Source organism: Saprospira sp. CCB-QB6 (assembly GCF_028464065.1).
Lineage (GTDB): Bacteria > Bacteroidota > Bacteroidia > Chitinophagales > Saprospiraceae > Saprospira.
This window is the reverse complement of the sequence record NZ_CP116808.1, coordinates 737,092-763,901: the sequence shown is the minus strand read 5'-3', so window position 1 is coordinate 763,901 and position 26,810 is coordinate 737,092. Positions and strand designations below refer to the sequence as shown.

Sequence of the window (26,810 nt, the reverse complement as noted above, 5' to 3'; positions counted from 1 at the left end):
CCTGCGTTTTTTTCGCTGCGCTCAAAAAACTGGGTCTGGCCTTCGGCCACCCTTTCGCAGCGCTCAGCCCATTGTTGCCTGGCGGTAGGCTTTTGCTTTAATCGGGTGGAAAAATGGAGCTATTTTTCTTTTTTGGATAAAAAATAAAATTTTTCTGTCTCATAATCAGGAGACTATATTTTGCGGTTAATTTTTTTGCGGATAAAATTTGTTTTTCTGCCTATAGATGTCCTATATTTGTGTCGCTGACAAAGCAAACGGCTGGTTTCGTAGCTCAGCTGGTAGAGCATCGGACTGAAAATCCGTGTGTCGGCGGTTCGAGTCCGCCCGAAACCACTTCAAAACCTCTAAGTTTAGGCTTAGAGGTTTTTTTTGTGCAAAAAATGCAGCGGCCTTTCAATTAGCGGCTTTCAAATAGGGAAGGGCAGCAAAAACTAAATGTTTTTGCTGCCCTTTTTTTGTGGCCAGTAAAATATCTTGGCTGTATTTATTTTAGAAAAAAATTGTTGTCTTTAAATTGCCGAAGAAAAAAAGAAAAAAATTTTTGCGGGTGGAAATAGTGTTAGGCATTAACCCTTTTTATAAAATGGTTGCGTCTCTTGCTCTTACTCCAAAAATAGGATAGTAATGTAAGGTTGAAAATGCAGAAAAGTTGTATAATGAACTATTGAATTACAAAAGAGATAAGAAAGAAGCACAGATATTTTATACTAAAAAGTATAGTCGTAAGCCTGCACAGTATGAGCGTAGGTAGGTTGTCTGTTTAAATTTTTAAAACTTAGCTTAAGCTTATATATAACCAATGGAACATTTATCACTATTTGGGATTAAAAACTTCAGAGTCTTTGATGACAAAGAAGGATTTCTAGAAGAACTTGCTCCTATTACTTTAATTACTGGTGCGAATAACTCAGGTAAGAGTTCGATATTAAAGGCTCTAATTATGTTAGAGGACAGTATTAACAAATATAGAGAGTCTTCTGTTTTTGATTTAGAATTTTCAGGAGATCGACATTTTTTAGGAGATATAAATAATGTTTTATTTGAGAAGACAGATCATGGAGTTACAATATCTTTACCTTTCCCTTTTTTGTCAATTAAATCATTATTTACATCATTAACTTTTAGTAAGACTAATGCTTATCAAGCTACTTTATCAAAGATTTCAATACATGATAAATTAGAAGATGTAGAAGTATTTTCTGCAGAATATAAAAAAGTTGATAAAGAAGAATCAGAAGCTGATTGGGAAGTAAATAAGGCTGAATACGATAATGATCGTCAAACCTATGATCATTTCATTGGCTTTTTAGAAGGATACATACATTGGAATATAGACTGGAAATACTTTCAAGAGAACCTGACAATAATATCAGATTTTTACACTAAATATCGAGAGCACTGGACCGAGGACTATGATAAAAAAAGTATGTTTAGCTGGGGGGTAGATATATTTGATTTATTCCTTAGTGATAAATTTGATTCGAAGCAGGAACAGTTGGATGCAAATAGGTTCAATCTAAAAAGCTTAATGCAGTTTTTGAAAAAAAAAGAATGTGTTGATGATTTAAAAACGATTATTGATGGAACTCTAAGTAAAGAAAAAAGTGGAGTAATTTCAGTTCGAACTAAAGATTTTGAACCAATGCTAGAAGCTCCAACCGAAGGCAAAATACTATTTTTTTATCTAAGGAAAATTATTAACAGTGAATTTACTTTAGATGTAGACAGCGATATGTCTAGTAATTTAATATTAGATGCTTTTGATAAAGCATGGAGTGAAATTTTTTCTCTCTTTAAAAGAAGCGTCTATTTGTCAGCTAACAGAGGAGATACTTCGAGAATTTATTTTGAGACCAATAGTTCCTTTAGACAAACCTTACTTGATTATGATAGATATGTAGAGTCAAACAGGTTTTCATTATTTGAACCATTTATAGAAAAATGGTTAAGAGAGTTTGATATTGCTGACTCCTTATTTATTAAAAGTAGTGCAAAATATGGTTATTCTAGAGTAGAGGTAGTTTATAAGGATGGGACTAAAAGAGACCTAATAGATTTTGGATATGGAGTCATGAACTTAATTATTATTTTTATTCAAATTGAAGTACTTGCTGTAAAAAACTACAATTTTCAAGATAATTACCAACCAAGTATTTTCTTTTTAGAGGAGCCTGAAACAAATCTTCATCCTAAATGGCAATCGCTTTTAGCAGAGGTATTTTGGGAGGCAAGCCAAAAGTTTAACATACAATTTTTGATAGAAACACATAGCGAATACCTAATTCGACGGTTTCAAACTTTGGTTGTGAAAGATAAAGGTTCTTCCGAAAATGTTAAAATATTATATCTTCGAAATCCTAAACATAAAGCACAAGGTAAAAAGCAAGTAGAATCTATAGCAATTGAAAAAGACGGTAGTATTGATTATGGGGCATTTGACTCTGGTTTTTTTGATGAGCATGATAACTTAGAATTAAGTTTGTTAAATATTCAGAGAGAAACAAAATTAAAGCAACTTGAAGATGGGCTAGATGAATATGTGAATAAAAATAATATTCAAAATTATCTAGATGAAATAGATAGGCTACTAGGAGTAGATAAAACTAAAGTACTTCCTACTAGTATAACTTGGCTAGCAACTGCAAAACACATGTTTGCAAATTTTGGAAATTCCTATCCAGATTATAGTGCTATTGCGGTGCAATGTGGACGTATCATTGAAGCTGAATTAAAATGTTTCTTTGAGAATTGTAAAAACCTGTGCACTGGTACATCCTATTCACACACAACAACCCCTGATTCTTTAGTTGGTTGGGGATTTATGATTCAATCGTATGAAGTTGCAAAAAATAAAAATGGAGATCCTTTACTGCGCTGGCATCAATCCCTTTCTTCTGGAAAATTAGGCAATTTAGCAATGTGGGATACTCTTGCTTTATTACTTCAATATCCAGGAATTATTTCACATGCAAATTTGCCATCAAATGGGTTTCTTGTTGTTCGAAATGAACTCAATACTAAATTTAAGGATCCAAATCGTATCCTAAATGAAGATTTTTTAGCTCGTATGAGGTTTTTGATAGATAAGCGAGATGGGGCTGCGCATACTTATGCATCTCCAGTTAGTTATGAGGAAGCGCAATCGATTTTGCAATATATCGAGGAGTTTATTGACAATTGGGTTGTAAATAAAAAATAAGAACAGACGCTACAAAATGTATTTATACAAAGCCTTTTATCAAGTCATCTAAAATTTGAATAGGCATTAGAACTTCCCACTTCTCAAAGCTATATCAGATAAATATTCACTCCCCTTACGCCACCTCCGCCAGCCATTTTTCTTTTTTCTCTCCATACAAGAGCTCCAAGCCCAGCAGCAGTACTTGATAATACTGCTGCAAAAAGTTTTGCCAGAGGACCAAGGGCGTAGAAATTGGCCGTAATGCAGGGCGATTTTTGTTTTGGGCTTGTTTTTTCTTCTTTTTTTGGGGCAATGCTTTTTGGCTTTGGCCTTTGAGGAGTCTAAGGTTTAGGAGTTGCTCATAAATAAAGGCGAGCTCCTCAATTTCTTTTTCGATTTGTTGGGGCTGGCCCAAAGCCTTAAAAATGAGTAGGAATTCGGCAAAGAGAAATTTTCTACGGCCAATAAAATGCTGCAGGCCTGCAGTGCGCAAGCGTTTGCGTAGGGTGGGATAAGAAATGCCGTAAAAAGCTTTGAGCATTTTTTTGCTCAATTTATAGTCTTGTAATTTTTGATTGAGTTGAATCATGGCTTATTTTTTTAGTTGCTTACTAAAGTTAAGTCTTTTTTGTACTAAGCGCAAGTTGTTCTCTCATAAAAGTTTAGCTTTTTTAGGCCTTTCAATTAGCGGCTTTCAAATAGGGAAGGGCAGCAAAAACTTAAATGTTTTTGCTGCCCTTTTTTTTGTGGCCAGTAAAAAATCTTGGCCATATTTATTTTAGTAAAAAATTCTTGTCCTTAAACTGCCGAAGAAAAAAGATAGACTGAAAAAAACAAGATGAGCGGCTGAGGGATGGAAACTGGGGCGGCGAAGCCGCAGACCCAGCAAAAAACTTGTTTTTTTGCGCAGGGCCGAGCAGACCTGCGAGCCCTGAAGCGTAGCGCCGCAGCAAAGCTGCGGAGGCCCCAAAAAAAACAGATTAGAAAAAAATCAATAAAATTCTACCTCATTGAGTTGAAGTTCGCCAAAAAAGCGGGGCCGACGAATTTTTTGGCCGGGCAAATACAAATAAGAACAGCCCTTGCTATCTACCATTGGAATATGAGGGTTTTTTTCTTCATTCCAGTTTAACGGCAACAACTTAGAATCATGCACCCATTTATTTTGGGCCACATTTCGAATCTGTTCGGCATCGACGCCCAAACGCAAAGACAATTGTGGTTGCAAATGAACTAAAAAGTCATGCGATAAAGCCGAAAAATTTGGTCGCCAATCTATTTTTAAGGCCAAAACGCCCAAAGATTTATTTCCATAAGGAGCCGAAGCCATATCAATATAACCAGAGGCCGAAGGAAACTGCGGATCTTCAATCCATGGACTAAAAGGGCTGTAGGCATCGCCTGTATAACTAATATTGCTGAGCCCAAACTGCCAATCTTTATAACGATAATGCAAACCCATGGCCCCCGTTCGATAACGATCCAAACTTTGAAAGGCTAAAAAATCATTTTCAAAAAAGAAGCGAAAATCTTGAACCTGAGCAGAAAAAATACCCGAACGCTGCGAAGTTTTCCATTGGTCCAAATAAATAATATAGGCATACCCCAAGGCATAAGGCCGAGCCGTTTGTTGCCCGACGGCCGTCAAAAAAGGATGAATTTGTTCGGCCCGCTGATATTTTTTGCCCCAACTTGCCTGGCCGCCCAATTTAATCTGACTTTCCCAACCCCGCTGATCCGTCCCTCTAGCGGACCAATTATATTGTTGATGCCATTGCAAATTCAACTGATAAAAATCGCCTGCATAATACAAACGTCCCATAAAACCCAAGCGCCGCAAATGCGTCCCCAAACTAAAACTAATTCCCAATTGTCCCCCAAAATGTGGCGATAAGGATTGGGCAGACAAAAAAGAGCTGCTCAAAAAGAAAAAGAGAAGAAAGAGATGACTTTTCATGCTAAATTATTCCGTTGGAAAAGTCCAAAAGTACCCATTTTATTCAACTCCCTGAAAAGAGAAAGAGGAGATTTGATTTTTGTTTTTTTGGGGCCTCCGCTATTTCTTAAAGTGCGGCGGTTACTCCCTTTGGTCGTCGAACTGCGGCCTGAAGGCCTTGTTGTCGTTTTGGGGCTCGTTGCTCGCTCGGCCCTGCGCAAAAAAACAAGTTTTTTGCTGGGTCTGCGGCTGTGCCGCTCCCTTTCGCATCGGTTACTCCCTTCGGTCGTCGAACTGCGCCCTAAAGGGCTTGTTGTGGCCGCTCAACGGTCTTTTTTCTTTTGGCCATATTCTTCGGCGGTTAAATTCATGAGGGTGTTAACCTACCGTAAAAAGGTCTTGGGCTAAGGAATGGGGGAAAAACCTAATCGCCTTCAGATAAAATTTCAATATTTCGGCTGATATTTTGGCCCAATTCATCTGTCACAACAATTTTGTGTTGTCCTTTGGCGGCTTGAATTTCCATTTCGTGAAAATTTTCGGTGCTGCCCAGATAAAGTTGATCCAAATGCCAATGTAATTTTGCATTATTTTCTTGATGTGTCACTTTAACGACCAATTTGGAACGTTGGCCATCATAATCAATGGGTAAAAAGACCTTCAAATCTTGTTTGGGATAAATAAATTGCATTTGTCGGGGAGCTTCGGGCAAATCGGCCAAGCAATCTGGACGATAAGGCGGAGCGGGTTCGTATAAAGGTTGCCGCAATCGGTAATAATGCGCTTCTAAAGGGGGCAAAATAAGATAAGATTTTTGTTTGCTCTCGGCTAAACTTGCACAGTTTGCGTGTAAGCGGTATTGCTCCGCACTATCCACCACCAATTGCTGATGATAAGGGCAACTTGCTAGTTGTGATTGGGCCGAAGGAGGCAAAAGTATGCGCTCTTTTTGGATGCAGTTTTCTTGCGCTCGATAACCAGAATGGGCACAAAGCATTAGCGGCTGCAACTCTGTTTCAGGCAAAATAAATTCTTCTGCTTCATCGGCGGGCAAAAGATCTAAAATATCAAATAGAATAGGGGCCGCGGCCTGTACGCCGACTAATTCGGGCCGACCTTCTCCGGCGGCATTGCCCACCCAAACGCCTAAAGCATATTTACCATTTACGCCCATGGCCCAGGCATCTCTAAATCCGAAACTAGTACCTGTTTTCCAAGCTAAAGGTCGGGCCGATTCAAAATATTCCCAAGCGCCTTCAGAAGCGGGTCGCTCCAAGCGCTGCATATTTCGAAAACAATGATAAATCGCTCCTGCCGATAAAAGTAGCGGTTGAGCACTACAGTTTTCTAAAGCGGGCTGTTCATTCGCTACATAAGGTTGATAGGAGAGGGGCCGAAACTGTTCGGGTAAATAGGGACAATAAGGTCGTTCTTCATAAGCCTTTAAGGTTCGCGCCATACTGGCAAAACCGCCGAGCATTTCATCTAAGCGCCCTTCAGCCCCACCTAAAATAAGGGAGAGTCCATAATCTTTGGGCGAACGATGCAAACTACTCATGCCCAGGTTGCGCAATCGCTGTTGGAATTTAGCAACGCCATATTCTTGTAGCATGAGGACCAAAGGAATATTGAGTGAGCGCTCAATGGCTTGCCCCGCGGGCACCAATCCCATATATTGCCCACTATAATTTGTTGGTCGATACCCTTTTATGGAAATCGGCACATCTGATTGCCAAGTTTTGGGACTTAATAGCCCTTCTTCTAGCATAAAGGCATATAAAAAAGGTTTGAGAATACTGCCTGTGCTTCTTGCGGCCCGAATCAAATCTACATCATCCGCATGAATATCAGATTTATCCTCATCCTGAATATTTCCCACATAAGCTAAGATTTCCCCAGTTTCTATATCAGCAACTAGAGCAGCCATATTATAAATATCCTTCCGCCGATAATCTCGATGATAACGTTGTAAAAGATTAGATAGCTGTAGTTGTAATAAGCGATCAATAGAACTTTGTAGCTGTAAGCCATCGCCTAATTCTTGGCGGGCTCGCTCTAATAAGTGCGGCGCTTCTTGAGGCAAAGGCAGAGGTGCTTCAGGTAAAGGTTCTTTTTGGGCCAAACTTGCTTCTAGGCTATCTAAAACCTGACGCTCGACTAAAGTCTGTAATAATCGATCGCGCTTAGTTTTTAGAGCCGATCTATTTCGGCCAGGGTGAATAAGTGCCGGACTATTCGGCAATACAGCCAAGGTTGCGGCCTCGCCCCAACTGAGCTCTTGGGCTGATTTTCCAAAATAACGCCAGGCTGCAGCTTCTATGCCCACCACATTGCCTCCAAAAGGCGCATGGCTAGCATAAAGCTTCAATATTTCATCTTTTGAATAGGACCATTCTAAACGAGAAGCCAAAATACTTTCCATGATTTTTTGACTGAAGGCTCGTCCCTTGCGCTTTCTAGATAAGCGCATCAGTTGCATACTAATAGTACTCCCGCCGCTAACGACTTTCCCAGCTTGCCAATTATCTCGAACTGCCCGCCCAAAACCATAGATGTCAATTCCCCAATGCGAATAAAAACGACGATCTTCAAACTCTAGTAAACAGCGAATATACTTTGGGGATAAACTATCGGTAGGGGGAAAGCGCCATTGTCCATCAGTGGCAATTTTGGCCCCCAAAAATTGCCCTTTGCGATCAAGCAAAACAAAGCTATAAGGATCTTTGAAAAGGGTTTTGGGCAAGCAAAAAATATAAAACAACAAAGCCGCTGAAAAGCTCAGGAGCCAGAGGTAGCGCCATCGATATAAGAAACGGACAAAAGCTCGGAAGATCTTCATAGGATCGGGGCTAAAAAAAGTCAATCTTACCTCAAAAGATAAGATTGACTAAATCACTTTAATAAAGTTGGCTTAAAGCTGGGCTAAAAGCTCAGCTTTTTTGCTATTAAACTCTTCTTCTGTTAGGATACCCATTTCTTTGAGTTCTCCTAACTCTCTAAGGTTTTTCATCACTTCCTCTCGGCTTAGCTTGGGGGCTTGGGCCTGAGGTTGTTGTTGCTGCTGTTGTTGCATCATATTATTCATGCCGCCACCTTGATTCATCATCTGCTGCATCATTTGTTGCATCATCATCTGTTGCATCATTTGCTGCTGATTCTGATTTTGGAGCTGCTGCGGCTGAATGCCATGTTTGGCCGATTCTTTTGTCGCTTCAATATTGGCCATGCGCTGCATTTTGTCCAAATTGGCGTCAGAAGTATAATTTACCTTGGCCATTTCATTGATGTGTGCTTCCACTTCTGGCGGAAGAGACACACTAGAAATTTGGAATTTAGTCAACTCAATACCAAAGGGATCGAGATCTTGCTGCAAAATAGGCGCAATAGTATCCCCTAAAGTGGAGTAGTTGGCATAAATATCAAAAGCCGATACCGCACTTTTGGCCAAAGCTTCTGCAAATTTAGGCGCAATAAGACCACGTAGCGAATCCTCTAGCTCAGAAATGTAAAGAATGTCTTTGGTCCCTGCATACTCTCTATAAAACTTCTTGGGATCCTTAATACGAATAAAGTATACCCCAAAGGCCCGAATTTGAACGCGATTGAGCTCAGGGTCCTTAATGAAAATAGGATTGGGCGTACCCCAACGCATATTCGTAAACTGTCGACCGCTTACAAAATAAACATCGCACTTAAAAGGCGAGTTGAAGCCGTGCTTCCAAGATTTGATAGTTGTGAGAATTGGCATATTTTCCGTAACCAATTTATGGCGGCCAGGAAAATAAACATCCGCAATCTGTCCCTCATTCTGAAAAAGGGCCATCTGCGACTCCCGCACGGTCAATTGAGCACCATATTTAATATTGGCATCTTTATCCGGGAATTTCCAAAGCACAACGTCTTTGCTATCTTCTTTCCACTCGATTACTTCGAGCATTTCATTTCTGAGGAAACCAAACATAGTATTTAAGTTTTAAGTCGTTGGGATAATCATGTAAAACACTAAAAAAACAAAAAGATTAACCACCCATAGCTCTGCGAAGAGATTCCATTTGGTTGGCCCAAAAATCTTTTTCCTCATCTACTTCGTCCGCATCGCAAAAGGCAGTAATCTCCAAAATAGTTTCTGCAGTTACCTCTGAACGACTCATCTTATACTCCAAATACTCATCAGGGAAATCTTCCCACTGCAAACGCAAATAACTATCTTCTTGAGACTCGAGCAAATAGGCAATTTCTTCATTGCCTTCCCAATCAAAACTAAATTGCCCCTCTACCAAATTGCAATCATCGCAAAACCAACGCGTTAAATTGTCAGGAGTAGAAAGAAAGCTATATACAATTTTGGGAGATGCCCGAAATAAAAATTCTACCTTAAATTTTTTTCTATTCATAAGGATGTTCTCTTTTTTATGAACTCATTTGACGTCTAAATCGTCTTGAATATTAACTTTTAATGAGTTCACTGTGACTAACGCCCTGTTTTTTCTTCTCTATGGGGCATCTTCTGATTTAGGGAGAAAATTGGGAGGCCTTTTAAACCCACAGAACTATCTCCGTTCGTAATAAAAAATAAAAAAACAACTTTTGCAAACGAATGCTTAAAAACTTAGGCCCCTAGAAAAGCTGATCCCAAGGAAAACCCTTTTTATTTTCATAAAATAGCGAAGAGATGAACAAAAAAAGCAATTCTGGTAGTTAAAGAAGCGAATACCACAAAAAAGCCCTATATTTGTAGTTGGGCATTTTCTATCTTAATCAAAATACAGTGCAACTGCAGGCTAATCGGTTGCCTCTCAAAATAGTAGGTTCATGAGACAGTTAAAAATTACCAAATCCATTACCAATCGCGAAAGTCAATCGCTAGAAAAATATCTGCAAGAGATCGGTAAAGTGGATTTGTTGACCCCTGAAGAAGAGGTGGATTTGGCAAAACGCATTAAGGCTGGCGATCAAGTCGCCTTGGAGCGCTTGACGAAGGCCAACCTCCGTTTCGTGGTCTCTGTGGCCAAACAATACCAAAATCAAGGCCTTTCCCTCAGTGACTTAATCAATGAAGGAAACCTTGGCCTAATCAAAGCCGCTCAACGCTTTGACGAAACCCGTGGTTTCAAATTTATCTCTTATGCCGTTTGGTGGATCCGCCAATCTATCCTCCAAGCCCTAGCCGAACAATCTCGTATCGTGCGCCTTCCCCTCAATAAAGTGGGTTCACTCAACAAGATCAATAAGGCCTTCTCTAAATTGGAACAGGAGTTCGAACGCGAACCCTCCGCCGATGAACTCGCTCAAGTGCTCTCTATCGGCTCCAATGAAGTAGAAACTACCCTAGGCGTGGCCGCTCGCCACGTTTCTATGGACGCACCCTTCGTAGAAGGAGAAGATAACTCTCTCCTCGATGTACTCGAAAATACCAATACGCCGCAAACAGACGCCAACCTAGAATATATGGAGTCTTTGCGCAACGAAATCGAACGCTCTCTTTGCTCACTAACTGACCGCCAAAGAGATGTGATCAAACTCTATTTCGGTATCGGCTACCAACATCCCATGTCACTAGAAGATATTGGCGATAAGTTTGGCCTGACTCGCGAACGCGTTCGCCAAATTAAAGATAAAGCTATCAATAAATTGAGAACCTCTACCTCTAAAAGTAAGTTGCTCAAAGCTTATCTCGGCCGCTAATTTTAGCCAGCCAGAAAAAATCTCAAGGTCTCCTTATATAAGGAGGCCTTTTTTTTGGGGCCTCCGCCTCGCTGCGCTCGTCGGCGCTACGGTTACTCCCTTTGGTCGTCGAACTGCGGACTAAAGTCCTTGTTGTCGCAGCTCGCTATTACTTGCTTCGCTGCGTCGGCTCCCGTTGGTCGGGTCGCTCGGCCCTGCGGCCTGACGGCCTTGGTCTGCGGCTTCGCCGCACTGCTGCACATCGCTAGGCCAAATAGAACTCCTTCGCCTCGGTCCGTCTATCTGCACAAAAAATTGTATCTTGCTCTGCACTCAAAAGATTTTTACTTATGCCCAAAAGAAAACGCCCTGGCCGTTATCCTAGCCATAAAACAGTGAGCAAAAATATACGGAAATGGCTGGATGAGCTTTATCCAGAAACGCCTATTCCACTAGAACATACCGATAATTACAGTTTGTTGGTGGCCGTTTTGCTCTCGGCCCAATGTACAGACGCTAGAGTGAATACCGTTACGCCCATTCTGTTTGAAAAGGCCAGCACGCCAGCCGAAATGATTAAATTGCCCGTTGCCGAAATCGAGCGAATTATTCGGCCCTGTGGCCTGGCCCCCCGAAAATCTAAGGCCATTTCTAAACTCTCTCAAATTCTGCTAGAGGAATACCAAGGTGAAGTGCCCGAAAGCTTTGAGGCCCTAGAAAAATTGCCTGGCGTGGGCCACAAAACGGCCTCTGTAGTCATGTCTCAAGGATTTGGTCATCCCGCCTTTCCTGTGGATACTCACATTCATCGTTTGGCTTGGCGCTGGCAATTGAGCAATGGAAAATCAGTAGAGCAGACAGAAAAAGACCTAAAAGCATTATTTCCTAAGAAAAGTTGGAACAAATTGCACCTGCAAATCATTTTCTTTGGTCGAGAGTACTGTCCCGCAAGAGGACACAACCCTTATGACTGTCCCATTTGTAGTAAATACGGCCGCCAAGAACTATTTGAGGAATTTGATAAAAAGGCCTAAATTTAAGGTCCCAAAAGGGCGCGAAGCGCCCTGCAGGCAAAGCCTGCAACGGCCTAGCGCTGTGGAGGGGTGGCCCAAAGGGCCAGACCCAGGCGGCAGCGCCGCCGCAGGGCCGAGCGAATAGCGAGCCCCGCAACATAGCGCCCGCAGCCCCGTAAAAAGGGCTGCGGGAGGCCCCAAAAAATAGGAAACGAAAAGAAATGCAAAAAATAGTGATTGCCGTAATTGGCAAGCCGGCCAGTGTGCAATCGAGTGGAAAAAGGCGAGAGCGCTGGAAGGGACAGATACGAAAAGAGGCCAAAAGAGTGTTGGCCAAACGCAAAGATTTGCCCAATGAACGGGCCATGGAATTATCTATTTCCTATTATTATCATCAGGAGACGGATTTGGATACGGACAATATCATCAAGCCAATTCAGGATGCTTTGAATGGGGAAGTTTACTTGGATGACAAACAAGTTAAAAAAGTAAGTGCCCATGGGCGGAACATTTATGATATTCAAGACATTAGAGGAGCTAAAGCCTATCTAATTCAATGTTTTCAGGATGCTTTTCGGCAAGAAGAAGATTTCATTTCGATTACGATCGAGGCTTATGAATTGCAAACCCGCCTCAGTTAAAAATACCCCAAAATGCAAAAGCTACAACCCTATTTAACGGCTTATCAGGCGGCTGCTCCCAAGCGAATTGTGGAGGGGCCAGCTGCTCATGATCTTCATCAGCGTCTGCAACAATTTAAATTTGATTTGTTGGTAGAAGATGGGGAGGAGGATGTTTACTTTATTTACTGTGATTGGGATAGCCCCAGTTTAGAACAGATTCAGGAAATCACCGAACTGGCCGAGGATTTGCCGAATTTGCGCATTGATGTGGCAGGCCCCATTTGGAAAACCTCGCCCAAACATCGGGCGCAGCGTCAGCTTTTGCGCAATCAATTGAGTGCTCAGCAGGGACAAGTTCAGCGTTTGCTGCAGGCCTCGCAGTCTAGCTTTTTAAATGAGCAGCAAAATTATTGGCAACAAATAGATCAATTGAGTTATTTGTATGGGATGCAGCAGCAAGATCAGCCTCCAGCGAGGAACTTGCGTCAGCGACTGCAGCAATTGGTCCAAGAAAAAGCCCTGCTAAGCCCCGAAGAATGGGAAGTTTTACAACCTTATGTAGATAACCGACAGCTATTACAACTAGAACAAAGACGACTGCATAGCAATGCTATGCCCAAATTGCAACAGCTCCTACAACTAGAAAAGAAATTACTAGAAGCCCTGGCCAAAGGTGTTTAAGCTATAGAAAAAAGCCCCGATTTCGGGGCTTTTTTTATGGATATTCTCTGGCAAACTCCTTAGCTTTAGGCTGAAGCTAACTAAAAAAAACATGAGTCAAGTACAAATTGAAGCCTCTTGGTTAGAGGTCTTAAAAGCAGAATTTGAGCAAGATTATTTTGCCAAAATTAAGGCCCGAATACTGGCCGATAAACAAGCGGGCAAAACTATTTATCCACCTGGTCCCCTTATTTTTAATGCCTTTAATAAAGTCCCTTTTAATGAGGTGAAGGTGGTCCTTTTGGGCCAAGATCCTTATCATGGACCTGGGCAAGCGCATGGGCTTTCGTTTTCGGTGCCCAAGGGCCAGCGAATTCCGCCTTCTTTGCGCAATGTCTACAAAGAATTGAGCAGCGATATTGAAGGTTTTGTCGCTCCAAAACATGGTTGTTTGGAGTCTTGGGCCGATCAAGGCGTCTTTATGCTCAATGCGGCCCTAACTGTAGAGCATAAGAAGGCGGCTTCTCATGCCAAAATTGGCTGGCAAAATTTTACAGATGCCGTCATCCAAAAATTGTCAGAAGAGCGAGAAGGTTTGGTCTTTATGCTTTGGGGCGGCTTTGCCAAAAAGAAAAAGGTCCTTATTGATGAAAGTAAACATTTGGTTTTAGAGGCCACGCATCCTTCGCCTCTGGCGGGAACGGCCTTTTTGGGCTCGGCTCATTTTTCAAAAGCCAATGCCTATTTAGAAAAACAGGGGAAAAAGCCAATTGATTGGCGTTTGGAGGCATAAAAAAAGGGCTGTCGGAATTATCCGACAGCCCTTTTTGCTAAAACTTAGCGACCTTATTGGCCAAGCGTTGCAAATCTTTTGGCCGCAAATTAAACTGCAAAGGCCGTAGGCGACTATACAAAATATCGCCCGATTGCCCCTCAATGACTGAAACGTATTTGTCACTATTGCTGCGCACAAAAAGCAAATAATAAATTTTTTTGCCCTTTGGACAAGCCAAAATTTTCTTCGATAAAGCCTTATTACTAATTATTTTATAAGGGTAAGGATAATTCGCCATCAGCTCTTGGGCTGATTGCGTCCCCTTGGCCTCCAAATAGGTGTTAAATTCCTTGAGCACATAATCTGGAATAAAAAGGGTGTCCGTTTTTAGCTGCTTAAGTTCCGCTTTGGCGGGCCCAGGCCGAAAGCCAGAACGCTTTTGTCCCCGCTCCAAATAGTCTTGCATCTGCTGCAAATAATTTTTAAGCATCCCCTCCGACCAATTAAAGATATGGCCTTCCGTATTAAATCGATAGTCATAAATCAGCGATGGATCTTGACTCGTCTGCGCATCGGGGTACAACTCCATGCGCGCCAGCCGCTTTTTTTGCGCATTTGCCCAAAGCCAAAGTTCCAAATAAACATAACTAGAGCGCTGGCTGGCATTGCTAATTTTATCGTCTCCAAAAAGCAAATAAGCATAGCCCTTTTTGTTTTTATACTGCAAATATTCTTGATAAGAGACAAATTTTAAAGGCGTCAACCGCCATTCTTGCTCAATTATTTGCCGATAACTATGGTTTTGAGCGGTATCATAAGCAGGCATAAACACCAAGGTCGTACAGCTTTTCAAATCGGGCAAAAACTGACAATTCTCAATATCCAATTGGGCAGATAGGCTATGGCCCCAAAAAAGGCTAAAAATCAAAAGAGATAATAATCGCATAAGTAATATAGGTTAATCTGATTTAATTTGGGGCTGCCCTTCGCTACGCTCAGGTCGGGCTATCTCGCAGCTCGCTCTTCGCTCGGCCCTGCGCGGGCTTTGCCCGCTGGGTCTGGCCCTTTGGGCCACCCCTGTCTATCCCTCAGCCAGAAAGCGTTCTGGCCAAGACTAAATCGGAAGAGAGTTAAATTTTGGCTAGGCACCGAAAAAATTGGGCCGTAAATAGTTCCCTAATTTAAGTAGGGTAGGATTGTTCTTAACAAATATTAACATAAGTTAAAATACCTATGCTTATTATTTAGATTTATTAGGTCCTATCGGCCTTAGCCAAAGAATGGCTTGAGGACCGATTTTTTATTAGAGTTTTCTTTTTAAAATTAGTTTGCCATAGTTTTTTACTATTAAAAAACCATATGGCAGAAAATTTTTTGTTTTGCCTGCATTGAAATAGGTGATTTATATAGTTTGAGGATTAAATTAAATACTTGGTTTATTTATAATGTTTGAGTTTAGTTTTAAAATTTTATTTGGTTAAGACTTTTTTTTCTGCTTAAATTTGAAGCAATCAAAAAATCTATTAAACTATTTAATCCCTGGTTTATGAATTATTTATCCTTTAAACAGCTAGCCTGTTGTCTTTTTTTATGTTTTTCTTTTGGCCTTTCGGCTCAGCATAACCATCCTCCTGGCCCTCGAAATTGTCATGCTATGGATGTTTTGCAACTGCAACAGCAAGCTGATCCCGCTACGCTACAACGTATGCAAGATATTGAGCAGCATACTCAGAACTACATCCGTTCAGGCCAAGCAAGTAGTAGTCGTTCGGTAGTGACTATCCCTGTAGTTGTGCATGTAATTTATAACACAACTGCTCAAAACATTAGTGATGCACAAATTCTTTCTCAAATTCAGGTGCTCAATGATGACTTCCGTCGAACTAATGCCGATGCAGACAATACTTGGTCTCAAGCTGCGGATTCAGAAATCGAATTTTGTTTAGCAACTGTAGATCCTGACGGAAATGCCACAACGGGAATCACCCGAACTTATACTTCTGTCTCTAGCTTCTCTACCAATGATGCTATGAAGTATAGCAGCCAAGGAGGAAAAGATGCTTGGCCACGTGATCAATACCTCAATATGTGGGTCTGTAATATCGGTGGCGGCATTTTGGGCTATGCGCAATTCCCTGGCTCTGGCTCTGCCGCTACAGATGGTGTAGTGATGGGCTATAAGTACTTTGGTACAGTAGGCCAAGCTACTGCTCCCTTTGATGGCGGACGTACTGCTACGCATGAGGTGGGCCACTGGCTCAACCTTCGCCACATCTGGGGCGATGGCGCTTGTGGAGTTGATGACTATGTGGGAGATACTCCCGCCTCTGATGCCGCTAACTATGGCTGCTCTACAGGCCATACATCTTGTGGCTCTACAGATATGGTCCAAAATTACATGGATTATTCTGATGACGCTTGTATGAACTTGTTTACAGCTGGACAAAAAGCTCGTATGCAGGCCCTCTTCGCTCCCGGCGGCTTCAGAGAAAGCCTCCTTAGCTCTAATGGTTGTGGTGGAAGCACTGGCGGAGGAACTACATTCTGTAGTAGCGCTATTTCTAGCTTTCCCTATTCAGAAGGCTTTGAGTCTGGCCTAGGTAATTGGAGCCAAAGCAGTAGCGATGACATCGATTGGACACAAAATAGCGGAGGAACGCCCTCGTCTTCTACTGGTCCCTCTGCAGCTTCAGAAGCGACTAACTATCTCTATATTGAAGCCTCTTCTCCCAATTATCCAAGTAAAGTGGCCATTTTGAATGCCCCTTGCTTTGACTTGGCCGCTCTAGCCAATCCCGAATTTAGCTTTGATTACCATATGTATGGATCGGCTATGGGAACACTTAGTCTTCAAGCTAGTACCGATGGAAGTAGCTGGACTACTCTATGGACAACTTCATCAAATCAAGGCAATACTTGGCTATCTACTACTGTAGATCTTAGTGCTTATGTTGGAGAAGTCGTGCAACTCCGCTTTTATGGCAGTACAGGAACTAGCTATACTAGTGATATGGCTATTGATAATATTCGTCTAGAAGATGCTGATGGTAGCACAGGAGGAGAACCGAGCTGTGGAGAAACCCTAAGTCTCAATATTAACTTTGATAATTACCCTGGAGAAACAAGTTGGGAGATCATTGATGCAAGCAGTACGGTGGTAGCTAGTGGCGATAACTACAGCGGTAGCAGCTATAGCGAAGATGTATGTTTGCCTTCGGCTTGCTACGACTTTGTTATCTATGATTCTTATGGAGACGGTATCTGCTGTAGCTATGGTACTGGTAGTTATAGCCTCACTAACGCCCAAGGCGATGTACTTGCTAGCGGCGCTAGCTTCGGCAGTAGCGAAACTACTAATTTCTGTCTTTCTAGCAATAGAATTGCAGCTAATGTAACTACTACAGAGAATTTCTCTCTTTCGCTTTATCCCAATCCCGCTCGCGAACAACTAACCGTAGAGCTCAATAGTCAAGGAGTTGTCGATGCCCAAATCTTTGATGCTATGGGCCGCCAAATTTGGTCTGGCCAATTGCAAAATGGACAACATAGCATTGCCCTCGATCAACTAACCGATGGACTCTATTATTTTACAGCCATCCAAGCCGATGGCCAGCAAATCAAACAGAAGTTTGTTAAAATCAACTAATTAGTTGAAGATATAAGCACTTTTTGGGCGACTCCATTCTTTGGAGTCGCCCTTTTTTTGTCCCAAAATAAAGGAAGCGCTTTATTTGGCCGTATAAGCAAGGATCTCTTTTTAATAGAGGGGGGACCCTTAAAGAAAAAATAGAGGCTTAAATTAAGCCACGGAGCCAATCTGAGAAGTCCGTAGCGTTCCGTGGCGGCCACGGAGCCAATCTAAGAAGTCCGTAGCGTTCCGTGGCGGCCACGGAGCTAATCTGAGAAGTCCGTAGCGTTCCGTGGCGGCCACGGAGCCAATCCGAGAAGTCCGTAGCGTTCCGTGGCGGCCACGGAGCTAATCCGAGAAGTCCGTAGCGTTCCGTGGCGGCCACGGAGCCAATCCGAGAAGTCCGTAGCAGTCCGTGGTGGCCACGGAGCTAATCCGAGAAGTCCGTAGCAGTCCGTGGTGCCCAAAAAGCAATTTACTTTATCCTCTAGCTGAAGATGCTTATTGAGTTTAAGTGCTAGATGGCCCCTCTTAGATGACTATAGGCCTAAGACGAAAAATAATCGGCATCCAAAATATCTGTATTCTCCAAAGATTTATCCTTGGGCTGATTCAAAGGCTGTGATAAAAAACAAAAGCTCATCCCCATGGCCCCCATAGCCCAGGCATAATAGCCCCAATCAAAGCCAGTGCGCAAGAGTAAAGGCCAGATAAAGGTCCCAACTAACATCAAAATTACTAGAGAATTTTTGAGTAGAATATAGCTCCCAAAAGGCCGCAAGAGCTGATAGGCAAACATGAACAAGACCAGAAAATTGGCCATATTGGCAAAAAGTAATAAAGGATGATCGACCATCTGCTTGAAAAAATAAATAGGGACCTGATAGCCCCAAAGCGACTGGGCCGGCATATCCAAGCCAAAACGCTCCTCAATCAATAACTCTACTAAAGGATGTAGATGATAAGCAGGTAGACAAAAACCCAAAAGGTAAAGGACCGCAAAAACATAAAAGGCTGGTTTGGCCCAAGGGTAGGAGGTCCGTTTAATTGGAGCGTGCAACATATTCCTGAAATTTGTTATTTTGGGGATGTACAATAGCAGAGAAAAAATAAGAACGACAGAGAGAATGAGGCCCTTATCTTACTCGTCTAATGCTTGAGGACTATTTTATACTTCCTTTGCTAATATAGCCAACTGATGAAGACTAAAAATAAGCAAAGAACAGCGCAAAATTAACCGCCAAGCGCAAGGACTCTCCTCTTTAAATGCGTTCTAAAAATAGATGTCGACTAAGATGCAAAATGTATTTATATATGCCGCCAGCCGAACGCCTCGTGCCGCTGGCCAAAATAGCGGCCCTCTACAAGAGATCAAACCGATCCAGCTGCTAGATAGCAGCATACAAGCGGTCTTGAAGGCCCAACCTACCGTTGCCGACTATATTGGTGACCTCTTTTTGGGCTGCATGACCCCCGTGGGCGAACAAGGTGGCAATATCGCCAGAGCCGCTGCCCTTTATGCAGGCTTGCCCTATCAAGTGGCAGGTACCCAAATTAACCGCTTTTGCGCCTCGGGCCTAGAAGCTCTGCAAATGGCCGCAGCTAAGATAGAACTCGGTTGGGAGCAATTGGTTTTGGCCGGAGGCCTAGAAAGTATGAACCGCGTGCCCGAACTCAGCGACGGAGGTGCCATGATCTACGATCCATTGGTCCGAGCCGCCGTGAATTTTGTGCCGCCCAGCCTAAGCGCCGATCTCCTCGCCAATTTGCAGGGATTTAACCGCCAAGAACTAGATGAATACGCTTTCGAGATGCACCAAAGAGCCCTAAAAAGCCAAGCCGCTAAATGGCTTCGCCACAACGCGGCCCTCGTCTATGACCAGAATGGCCTGCCTATTCTCGAAAAGAACGAATGTCTCCGCCATGGCCTAAAGGCTGAAGATATGGCCCAGTTCGCCCCCATTTTATCCGAAAAAGAAGCCAAGGACCTCGATGTAATGGCCCTTATGCGCTATCCCTCTTTGGAATATGTGGAGCATTTGCATACTCCCGCTTCTGCCGCCCAACTGGCCGATGGCTCGGCTATGGCTCTGCTCGGTAATGCCGAAATTGGCGAAAAATTAGGCCTCAAAGCCAGAGCTAAGGTCCTTAGCGCTAAGGTGGTGGCCGTCGATCCTACCCTCAGCTTTACCGCTGGCCTAGAGGCGGTCAAGCAACTACTGGCCCAAACAAAAATTGACAAAAAAGATATTGAACTCTGGGAAAAAGTGGAGCTTTTCGCCGCTGTCGGCCTACATTTTACCCAAGCACTAGATATTCCACTGGATCGATACAATATTTTTGGTAGCGATATCGCCTGGGGCTATGCCGCTGGCGCCATGGGCGGCATCGCTTTGGCCAATTTGCTCGATGGACTCGAAAAAGAGGATAAACGCCTAGGTTGTATCTCTATTTCGGCCCGAGCGGGGCTTGGTGCCGCCCTGCTGATTGAACGAGTTGAATAAATAACCCTTACTGCTGCTTTTTTGGGGCGTTACTCCTTTCAGTCGTCGAACTGCGGACTAAAGTCCTTGTTGTCGCCTCGCTGCACACTCCTTTTAAATAACAAATGGGGGCCTAAAGGGCTTGCTGTTCGGCAGCTCGCTGTCGTTTTTGGACCTCCGCCTCGCTTTGCTCGTCGGCGCTACGTTCGGCAGCTCGCTCTTCGCTCGGCCCTGCGGCCTGACGGCCTGGGTCTGCGGCTGCGCCGCCCTGCCTTCCATCGCTAGGCCTGCGGGCCTTCGGCCCTGTAGGACGCAGTAGTTGGACCAAAAAGGCGGCCCACTTATTTTTCTACTTCAATCTCGATTTTCATGCTAGACTTTAGATCCGATACCGTCACTCGGCCAAGCAAAGGAATGTTGGCCGCCATGCAAAAGGCCCCCCTAGGCGATGACGTTTTTGGCGAAGATCCCTTAACCAATGCCTTAGAAGAAGAAACAGCTCAACGCTTTGGCTTTGAGGCCGGCCTCTTCTGTCCCTCTGGGACCATGGCCAACCAAATTGCGATCAAAAACCATAGCTCGGCTCCTGGTAGCCTCATTTGTGATCAACGGGCTCATGTATATTTATATGAGGTAGGGGGCATTAGCTTTCACTCTGGCCTTACCCCCATTTTGACCAATGATGAGGCGGGATTGATGCAGCCTGCGAGTTTGTTGGCCGCCTTGCCCAATCCCAATGATTTGCATAAGGCCGCAGCCCAGCTTTTAGTTTTGGAAAATACCTGTAATAAAGGAGGTGGAAGCTGTTATGAGTTGGACCAAATGCAGCAATTATCTCAATTGGCCCGTGCGCAAGACTTAGCCGTCCATTTAGATGGGGCCCGCATTGCCAATGCCATTGTGGCCAAAGGTTATAGCGAAAAAGAAGTAGGGGCCTGCTTTGATAGCATTTCGATCTGTCTTTCTAAGGGCCTAGGGGCACCTATTGGCTCTTTATTATTGGGCGCTAGCAGTTTTATCCGTTCGGCTAGACGTCTGCGCAAGCTCTTTGGTGGTGGAATGCGGCAAACTGGCCAATTGGCGGCGGCTGGGCAATATGCTTTGGCCCAACAATGGGATCGTTTGGCGGAGGACCATGAGAAGGCGGCCCAACTAGGCGCTTTGTTAGAAAAACAAGGCTATTGTGAAGAATTGGCCCCTGTACAAACTAATATTGTTCTCTTTCGTTTAAGGGATGAATTATCGCCTCAGGCATTTTTGGACCAATTGGCGGCCAAAGGCCTGTTTGCTGTTCCCTTTGGGGGGCAATGGATACGTCTAGTTACTCATCTGGATATCTCTGCAGCAGATATGCAGCAGGCCGAGCAAATCTTGCGCTCTATTTAATTAGGCCGTGCAGGGCGGCTGGGCTGCCCTTGGCCCAAAGGGCCAAAATGGCAAAGGCCAAATGGGAGTCCTGTCACTTCTATCCTTTGATTTAAATTCCTGCTATTCAGCGTTATTTTTCTCAGCCATAGCTAAGGCTATGCCTTTAAAAAATGCCTTGACTAGCCTGAATTTTTTATCCAAGGATGGCCGAAGCACAGGACTCCCATTTGGCCTAGCGATGTGGAGCAGTGGCCGCAGGCCAGACCGAGGCGCAAAGCGCCGAAGGGCCGAGCGAAGAGCGAGCTGCGCAACGTAGCGCCGCAGCTTTGCTGCGGAGGCCCCAAAACAGCAGCGAGCTGCGCAACGACAACAAGGACTTTAGTCCGCAGTTCGACGACCAAAGGGAGTAACCGCCGACGAGCGAAGCGAGGCGGAGGCCCCAAAAGAAAAATAAAAAGAAGAAATGGAAAAGATCAAAATAGGCTATTCGCCTTGTCCCAATGATACCTTTATCTTTGATGCTTTGGTGCATGGGAAAATAGATACAGAGGGATTAGAATTTGAGGTACATCATGCGGATGTAGAGGAGCTTAATCGCTTAGCTTTTGCGGGGGAGTTGCCTGTTTGCAAGTTGAGTTATCATGCTTTTGCGCATTTGTGGAAAGATTATCAACTCTTGCGGGCGGGTTCTGCTTTGGGGAACAATTGTGGGCCTTTATTGGTGGCGGCACGGCCTTTTTCGGAAGAAGAAGTGGCGGGAGCAAAAATTGCGATTCCGGGGCAGCATACCACGGCAAATTTCCTTTTATCCTTTGCTTTTCCTGCGGCTCAGCAGCGGCAAGAATATTTGTTCTCGGATATTGAGGGGGCTGTTCTTGCTGGGCAAGTAGATTTGGGCTTGTTGATTCATGAAAACCGTTTTACCTATGCCCAAAGAGGCTTGCATAAGGTAATGGATTTGGGGCAATATTGGGAGGAGCAAACGGGTTTGCCAATACCTTTGGGCGGCATAGCGGTTCGTAGAGATTTGCCAGAGGAGCTCAAGCAAAAGATTGGGCGCTTGTTGCGTAAATCGGTAGAATATGCCTTTGCGCACCCATTAGCTTCGGCGGAATATGTAGCGGAGCATGCGCAAGAAATGGATGTAGAAGTTTGTCGGCAGCATATCAATTTGTATGTTACCGAGAACAGTATAGATTTTGGACCAAAGGGAGAGGCGGCCATTGCCCAGTTGATGCAGAGCCTCAATATTCAAGCAGATTTGCCCCTTTGGGTAGCGATTTAAAGGCCTTATTTTGTCAGCAGAAATTATTGACCGCTATACGACTTTGGCGGAGCCCCGGGAGGGATTGTATAAGGAAAAAGGGAGTAAATTCATTGCCTATGCCTATGAGGTAGAGGATGAAGAGGAGATCCAGTTATACTTGGAAGAGGTTCGGCAGTTGCATTTTAAGGCGAGGCATCATTGTTATGCTTGGCGTTTGGGTTTAGACAAAACGCATTATCGGGCCAATGATGATGGAGAGCCTTCGGGAACGGCGGGCCGGCCTATTTTGGGCCAAATTGATAGTTTTGGATTAACGCATTGTTTAATTATTGTGGTGCGTTACTTTGGGGGGACCAAATTGGGGACTTCAGGTTTGAAAACGGCCTATAAGGCGGCTAGTTTTGAGGCCTTGAATGAGGCACCGACGGTTGTTCGGATTCTGAAACAGAAAGTCAAGCTCTTCTTGCCCTATCCTTTACTTAGTGATTGGATGAACTATTTAAAGGGGGCGGATATGGACATCAAAAGTTCTGATTATGCGGCGGAAGAAGTCGTTTTGACGCTTTCGTTGCCCTTATCTCGCTTGGCAGAGTTGCAGGCGCGCTTGGATGATCCTTTGATTACAGATATTAAGACGGAAGGGCTAGAGGAATAGCCCCGAGGAAAAGGAAAATATAATGAAAAAAGCCCTCAAGCTATTCGCTTGGGGGCTTTTGTTGGTTAAGTGCTTTTTTGTTAAGACCTCCAGCGCCAGAAGGCGAGTAGGAGGAGGAAAAAGGCTGCGGCTCCGCCCAGATAGTAGGGCCAATAATTTGGCTGGGGGCTTAGGGGCAGGGCTTGGCGGTTGCCAAAGATAATAGGAGCGGCCCAGAAAAAGGGATGGCAGTGTATTTCTTGGGCATTATTGAGATAATCTATTTTGGCGGCTTGTAGAGCCTTATCTTTAGGGAGGCCTTGTTCGAGTTGGATATAGAAGCGGCGCATAAGGTAGACGGCCGATTCATCGTTCCAGGACCAAAGCGTTACCATAGCCGAGGGGGCGGCGCTATGGGCCAAAGCTCGACCAAGGCTCATAACCCCTTCTCCATTACTTTGTTTGCCAAGGGCAGTTTGGCAGGCGGAGAGGACGAGCAGATCTTGTTTCTCTAGAGAAAGGGCGGCTAGTTCTTTACTATCTAGTCGACCATTTTCGCCTTTTTCGGGTAAAAGCAAAAAGGCGTCACTACTATCTGGGGCCAGAGCGTGCATAGCCAAATGTACTAATTGATAGCCGCCAATACTAGCCAACAACTGTTGCTTATTGGGGAAAGGCTCTATTTTTTGAGAGCGATAGCGACTGTTTAGCCAAGATACTTCTTCTTGGGCACCAGCTAAGGGTTTATGTATGGGGCTTTCCCAATTATAAACGGGGGCCAAGGCAAGCATCTTAGGTCTTTTTTGGGGAATATGTTGTTCTTGTTTTTGTAATACCTCCCAGTTGTACACATATCGGACACTTTTTGTTCGGATGAGATAGGGCAGGGTCTTGAAATTATCTTCGGGTAGAACTGCACGGCTAAAGAGGAGTTCAAAGGGAAGGTATTCCAAGACGCCATCACTAACGATACTCAACTGGTCAAACTCTGCTATGTTTTTGGGGAGCAGGAGTTCTGATAGGAGTTGAGCATCATCTACAAAGTTTTTGTAGCGTTGTTTGGCATCCAATTCAAAGAGTTGTTCGCTTTGGTAGAAGCCATTGAGTAAGCGGGCAAGCGGGGCTTTGAGTAATATTTTGTTCAGTTCTTTCAATTGAATTTCCTGACGGCCGATACTCAGACAAAAGTGATTGTCTTTATGAGAAAAATAGTGGAGGAGTAATTCTTTGGTCCCTAATTCTGCTTGTAGTTGTCTAACATTGGGCAGTTGCCAGTTAGCTGCATTTTTTCGGGCTTTGTCTAGGCCAAACTCTTTTTCTAGTTTCTGCCAATTACTTTTTGCTTGTTCATATTGCTTTTTGAGGCGGGCGAAGGCCGCTTTATCCTGAGGATCGGCTTGGGTCCAAAGCTCTTCATAATAAACAGCTTGATTGCGTGCTTTTAAGCAAGCTTTTTCTTGAGCGGGGGAAAGTTGTAGGCTCCGAAGTTTTTGGTGTAGGGCCAAGCTGTGGTTCAAGAGGACCGATTTGCTGGTTTCAAAGAGGGCGAGGAGTTGGTTGCGCATGTCTTCTTTTTGAAGATACTGCGCTTTGTGTCGGTAAATATGGTCAATATAGGCGCCATAAAAGTGTTTGGCGGTATTGAGCAATAGTTGTTTATCACTTTGGTTAGGGCTGCGTTCCAATTGTTTATGAATATCGCGTTGGAGGGCGAGCAATTGTGTTTTTTTGCCTATAAAGTCATTATAGTTGGCATAATTTAGCCAGAGCGTCCAGCAGCGAAGGGCTAAGCGAGGTTCTCGATAGTTATCTTTACCTAGATAACGATTTTTTTCTAGGGCCTGAGTTGTTTTTTCCAGAATGACTTTGCCCAGTTTATGTTTATCTGCCGCATCGGCCCATTCAAAATAGAGATCGGCTAGGGCGGGGCCATTTTGCGTGATATTTTTTAGTAAAATGCTTTCGGCTTCTTGAAAAAGGACTTGAGCGGCAGGCCAATCTCGCTGAGATTTAACCTTGGCCAGCCTCATTTTAGCAACACTTACTTTGGGGCTGTCTGCACCTAAGCTTTTTATATAGATGTTTATGGCTTTTTGTAGGCGCTTTTCCGCTTGTCCGTATTGGTTGAGTTTGTAAAAAGAAACAGCTGAGTGTTGTAAGACGAGGGCATAGCGGGGGTGGTCTTCTCCAATTAGCTTTTTGGCGATATCTAGGGCTTGGTGTTGGTATTCCAAGGCGTTTAAGGGGCGATCCATACGATGGTAGAGCACGCCCATATTGTCATATAACCAAATGAGGGAAAGTTGTTCTTCTCCCCCGGTTGCTTTTCGCAAAGCGAGGGCTTTGTTGTAGTAATTTAGGGCACTGCCAAAGCGGTCTTGATAATCGGAAAGAACGGCCAAATCATTATAAATTTTGGCCAAGCTTTTTTGGATTTTAGGGTCCTTAGGGTTGCGTTGACTTTCAATTTTGAGGGCCTTTTGCAAGAGTCGATCCCCTTCTACATAAAAGCCTTTTTTTATTTCTCGGGCGGCTTGCAAGACCAGTAAGCTACTATAGCGGCTACTGTCTAAGGTTTCAGCAGATTCACAAAGCCAAAGGGCGGTATCGCCATAGCTTTGCTCTAGTTCATAGGCTTGGCTATAATAGCCAATATCGGCAATGAGGCGATAGGCATCTAGGGTTTCTACATCCTTGTCCCCCAACAACTTTTTGCTGTTGTTGAGGCAGGCAAAACCATGTTTTTGGGCCAATTCATATTGGCCAAGGACTCTAGCCATTAGGCTAGCATTATAATAGGCGCGAACCTTTAGCGTAGCTAGTTCGCCTGTGTCGAGCAAATGAGTTCTACAGCGAATTTCTTCTTCAAAAAGCTGTAGTGCTTCACTATAATTTTTGGCTTTAAATTCTTTTTTGGCCCATTGGTTATAGCTTAAGGCGCCCAAAATACTTTCCTCCTGCCCCAAGGCTTTTAGGCTGTCAATGCGCCCCTTTTCTTGGCCCATTAAGCTTTGGGGCAAAAAAAATAGAAGAAGGGCTAAAAATAGGATTGCTAGGGGATGTTTATAGTATATCTTCTTCATCTTCTTGCCAATAGGGTTCTACAATACAAAGGAAATGAAAGGGGGTATCTCCTTTTTGTTCGACATATTGCTCGGCCTGAGCAGGAACTAAACAGCAATCACCTGCTTGAAGCAATTGCTCCTGACCATTGATGAAAATGCTGGCTTCTCCAGAGAGCACATAATAAAGCTCACTGCCTTTTAAGCGATGAGGCAAACTCGATTGCCCTACATCCAATTGGGCTTTGGCCAAACTATAACCAATGGGCCAGCTATCTTTTAGGGGGTGGGCAATTTCTTGCAGAAGGGTTGCATCGCCTGCTAAGAAAGCGGGACTTTCTCGGGCGGCTTTGAAGTATTGAGACATGTTTGTTTGTTTTATCTGTTTATAAGATAAAACTTATCGCCCAAAAGATGAAAGTAATACTCTCTTTTGTGACAAAATACTTTGAAGGCTTGTTTAGTCTTTATTTTGGGGCCCGCGGCCAGCAAGCTGGCCGCCGCTATGCTTCG

At 43.8% G+C, this 26,810-nt stretch carries 20 protein-coding genes and 1 tRNA gene; 12 read left to right on the top strand and 9 right to left on the bottom strand.

Going from position 1 to position 26,810, the window contains the following annotated elements; all coding sequences use genetic code 11:
* The first annotated feature begins 263 nt into the window (after positions 1 to 263).
* Positions 264 to 336: transfer RNA gene (locus tag PPO43_RS02915), tRNA-Phe, on the top strand.
* 466 nt (positions 337 to 802) lie between these two features.
* Positions 803 to 3,202, top strand: a complete 2,400-nt coding sequence (locus PPO43_RS02910; RefSeq protein WP_272620300.1) for an AAA family ATPase — start codon at positions 803 to 805, stop codon at positions 3,200 to 3,202.
* 115 nt (positions 3,203 to 3,317) lie between these two features.
* On the opposite strand, the gene PPO43_RS02905 is transcribed toward PPO43_RS02910, so the two are convergent.
* The 5 genes from PPO43_RS02905 to PPO43_RS02885 all read right to left on the bottom strand — a co-directional run bounded on the left by PPO43_RS02905 (position 3,318) and on the right by PPO43_RS02885 (position 9,514).
* Positions 3,318 to 3,773 carry a hypothetical protein gene (locus PPO43_RS02905; protein ID WP_272620299.1) on the bottom strand — a complete coding sequence of 152 codons (456 nt, stop codon included), beginning with the start codon at positions 3,771 to 3,773 and terminating at the stop codon, positions 3,318 to 3,320.
* 402 nt (positions 3,774 to 4,175) lie between these two features.
* A complete protein-coding gene (locus PPO43_RS02900) occupies positions 4,176 to 5,141 on the bottom strand; it encodes a polymorphic toxin type 23 domain-containing protein (protein WP_272620298.1) in 966 nt (321 codons plus the stop codon).
* Positions 5,142 to 5,544: 403 nt separating this feature from the next.
* Entirely contained in the window at positions 5,545 to 7,959 is a 2,415-nt protein-coding gene (gene pbpC / locus PPO43_RS02895; RefSeq protein WP_272620297.1) for a penicillin-binding protein 1C, read from the bottom strand.
* Between the two features lie 72 nt (positions 7,960 to 8,031).
* Complete coding sequence (locus tag PPO43_RS02890; protein WP_272620296.1) at positions 8,032 to 9,081, bottom strand: SPFH domain-containing protein; 1,050 nt, start codon at positions 9,079 to 9,081, stop codon at positions 8,032 to 8,034.
* 58 nt (positions 9,082 to 9,139) lie between these two features.
* Complete coding sequence (locus tag PPO43_RS02885) at positions 9,140 to 9,514, bottom strand: START-like domain-containing protein (protein ID WP_272620295.1); 375 nt, start codon at positions 9,512 to 9,514, stop codon at positions 9,140 to 9,142.
* A gap of 418 nt (positions 9,515 to 9,932) precedes the next feature.
* On the opposite strand from PPO43_RS02885, the gene PPO43_RS02880 reads away from it, so the two are divergent.
* The 5 genes from PPO43_RS02880 (at position 9,933) to ung (ending at position 13,873) form a co-directional block, all read left to right on the top strand.
* Positions 9,933 to 10,805, top strand: coding sequence for a sigma-70 family RNA polymerase sigma factor (locus PPO43_RS02880; RefSeq protein WP_272620294.1), 873 nt, complete (start codon positions 9,933 to 9,935; stop codon positions 10,803 to 10,805).
* A gap of 329 nt (positions 10,806 to 11,134) precedes the next feature.
* Positions 11,135 to 11,818 (top strand): endonuclease III, encoded by a 684-nt coding sequence (nth, locus tag PPO43_RS02875; protein WP_272620293.1) that lies wholly within the window; start codon positions 11,135 to 11,137, stop codon positions 11,816 to 11,818.
* 200 nt (positions 11,819 to 12,018) lie between these two features.
* A complete protein-coding gene (locus PPO43_RS02870) occupies positions 12,019 to 12,438 on the top strand; it encodes a RusA family crossover junction endodeoxyribonuclease (RefSeq protein ID WP_272620292.1) in 420 nt (139 codons plus the stop codon).
* Between the two features lie 12 nt (positions 12,439 to 12,450).
* Positions 12,451 to 13,101, top strand: a complete 651-nt coding sequence (locus PPO43_RS02865) for a hypothetical protein (RefSeq protein WP_272620291.1) — start codon at positions 12,451 to 12,453, stop codon at positions 13,099 to 13,101.
* A gap of 91 nt (positions 13,102 to 13,192) precedes the next feature.
* Complete coding sequence (gene ung / locus PPO43_RS02860; protein ID WP_272620290.1) at positions 13,193 to 13,873, top strand: uracil-DNA glycosylase; 681 nt, start codon at positions 13,193 to 13,195, stop codon at positions 13,871 to 13,873.
* A 37-nt stretch (positions 13,874 to 13,910) separates the two neighbouring features.
* Here ung and PPO43_RS02855 read toward each other — a convergent pair whose 3' ends face one another.
* A complete protein-coding gene (locus PPO43_RS02855; protein ID WP_272620289.1) occupies positions 13,911 to 14,801 on the bottom strand; it encodes a hypothetical protein in 891 nt (296 codons plus the stop codon).
* Between the two features lie 600 nt (positions 14,802 to 15,401).
* Between PPO43_RS02855 and PPO43_RS02850 the strand changes: the two genes are divergently transcribed.
* The gene (locus tag PPO43_RS02850; protein ID WP_272620288.1) at positions 15,402 to 17,501 is read left to right on the top strand and encodes a M43 family zinc metalloprotease; all 2,100 of its coding nucleotides are present in this window, start codon (positions 15,402 to 15,404) and stop codon (positions 17,499 to 17,501) included.
* Positions 17,502 to 18,030: 529 nt separating this feature from the next.
* Here PPO43_RS02850 and PPO43_RS02845 read toward each other — a convergent pair.
* Complete coding sequence (locus tag PPO43_RS02845) at positions 18,031 to 18,546, bottom strand: hypothetical protein (protein ID WP_272620287.1); 516 nt, start codon at positions 18,544 to 18,546, stop codon at positions 18,031 to 18,033.
* 232 nt (positions 18,547 to 18,778) lie between these two features.
* On the opposite strand from PPO43_RS02845, the gene PPO43_RS02840 reads away from it, so the two are divergent.
* The 4 genes from PPO43_RS02840 (at position 18,779) to PPO43_RS02825 (ending at position 23,256) form a co-directional block, all read left to right on the top strand.
* Positions 18,779 to 19,987: an acetyl-CoA C-acyltransferase gene (locus PPO43_RS02840; protein ID WP_272620286.1), complete on the top strand. Its 1,209-nt coding sequence runs from the start codon at positions 18,779 to 18,781 to the stop codon at positions 19,985 to 19,987.
* Between the two features lie 348 nt (positions 19,988 to 20,335).
* Positions 20,336 to 21,352: a threonine aldolase family protein gene (locus PPO43_RS02835; protein WP_272620285.1), complete on the top strand. Its 1,017-nt coding sequence runs from the start codon at positions 20,336 to 20,338 to the stop codon at positions 21,350 to 21,352.
* A 445-nt stretch (positions 21,353 to 21,797) separates the two neighbouring features.
* Positions 21,798 to 22,619 carry a 1,4-dihydroxy-6-naphthoate synthase gene (locus tag PPO43_RS02830; protein WP_272620284.1) on the top strand — a complete coding sequence of 274 codons (822 nt, stop codon included), beginning with the start codon at positions 21,798 to 21,800 and terminating at the stop codon, positions 22,617 to 22,619.
* A 10-nt stretch (positions 22,620 to 22,629) separates the two neighbouring features.
* Entirely contained in the window at positions 22,630 to 23,256 is a 627-nt protein-coding gene (locus PPO43_RS02825) for an IMPACT family protein (RefSeq protein ID WP_272620283.1), read from the top strand.
* 80 nt (positions 23,257 to 23,336) lie between these two features.
* On the opposite strand, the gene PPO43_RS02820 is transcribed toward PPO43_RS02825, so the two are convergent.
* Together PPO43_RS02820 and PPO43_RS02815 are read right to left on the bottom strand one after the other, a co-directional pair.
* Positions 23,337 to 26,318 carry a CHAT domain-containing protein gene (locus PPO43_RS02820; RefSeq protein WP_272620282.1) on the bottom strand — a complete coding sequence of 994 codons (2,982 nt, stop codon included), beginning with the start codon at positions 26,316 to 26,318 and terminating at the stop codon, positions 23,337 to 23,339.
* Complete coding sequence (locus PPO43_RS02815) at positions 26,299 to 26,664, bottom strand: cupin domain-containing protein (RefSeq protein WP_272620281.1); 366 nt, start codon at positions 26,662 to 26,664, stop codon at positions 26,299 to 26,301. The genes PPO43_RS02820 and PPO43_RS02815 overlap by 20 nt, the downstream gene beginning before the upstream one ends.
* Between the last annotated feature and the right edge of the window lie 146 nt (positions 26,665 to 26,810).

Coding starts and splice junctions, on each gene's coding strand:
- PPO43_RS02910 (WP_272620300.1), top strand. CDS start 803: ATGGAACATTTATCACTATTTGGGATTAAAAACTTCAGAGTCTTTGAT.
- PPO43_RS02905 (WP_272620299.1), bottom strand. CDS start 3,773: ATGATTCAACTCAATCAAAAATTACAAGACTATAAATTGAGCAAAAAA.
- PPO43_RS02900 (WP_272620298.1), bottom strand. CDS start 5,141: ATGAAAAGTCATCTCTTTCTTCTCTTTTTCTTTTTGAGCAGCTCTTTT.
- pbpC (WP_272620297.1), bottom strand. CDS start 7,959: ATGAAGATCTTCCGAGCTTTTGTCCGTTTCTTATATCGATGGCGCTAC.
- PPO43_RS02890 (WP_272620296.1), bottom strand. CDS start 9,081: ATGTTTGGTTTCCTCAGAAATGAAATGCTCGAAGTAATCGAGTGGAAA.
- PPO43_RS02885 (WP_272620295.1), bottom strand. CDS start 9,514: ATGAATAGAAAAAAATTTAAGGTAGAATTTTTATTTCGGGCATCTCCC.
- PPO43_RS02880 (WP_272620294.1), top strand. CDS start 9,933: ATGAGACAGTTAAAAATTACCAAATCCATTACCAATCGCGAAAGTCAA.
- nth (WP_272620293.1), top strand. CDS start 11,135: ATGCCCAAAAGAAAACGCCCTGGCCGTTATCCTAGCCATAAAACAGTG.
- PPO43_RS02870 (WP_272620292.1), top strand. CDS start 12,019: ATGCAAAAAATAGTGATTGCCGTAATTGGCAAGCCGGCCAGTGTGCAA.
- PPO43_RS02865 (WP_272620291.1), top strand. CDS start 12,451: ATGCAAAAGCTACAACCCTATTTAACGGCTTATCAGGCGGCTGCTCCC.
- ung (WP_272620290.1), top strand. CDS start 13,193: ATGAGTCAAGTACAAATTGAAGCCTCTTGGTTAGAGGTCTTAAAAGCA.
- PPO43_RS02855 (WP_272620289.1), bottom strand. CDS start 14,801: ATGCGATTATTATCTCTTTTGATTTTTAGCCTTTTTTGGGGCCATAGC.
- PPO43_RS02850 (WP_272620288.1), top strand. CDS start 15,402: ATGAATTATTTATCCTTTAAACAGCTAGCCTGTTGTCTTTTTTTATGT.
- PPO43_RS02845 (WP_272620287.1), bottom strand. CDS start 18,546: ATGTTGCACGCTCCAATTAAACGGACCTCCTACCCTTGGGCCAAACCA.
- PPO43_RS02840 (WP_272620286.1), top strand. CDS start 18,779: ATGCAAAATGTATTTATATATGCCGCCAGCCGAACGCCTCGTGCCGCT.
- PPO43_RS02835 (WP_272620285.1), top strand. CDS start 20,336: ATGCTAGACTTTAGATCCGATACCGTCACTCGGCCAAGCAAAGGAATG.
- PPO43_RS02830 (WP_272620284.1), top strand. CDS start 21,798: ATGGAAAAGATCAAAATAGGCTATTCGCCTTGTCCCAATGATACCTTT.
- PPO43_RS02820 (WP_272620282.1), bottom strand. CDS start 26,318: ATGAAGAAGATATACTATAAACATCCCCTAGCAATCCTATTTTTAGCC.
- PPO43_RS02815 (WP_272620281.1), bottom strand. CDS start 26,664: ATGTCTCAATACTTCAAAGCCGCCCGAGAAAGTCCCGCTTTCTTAGCA.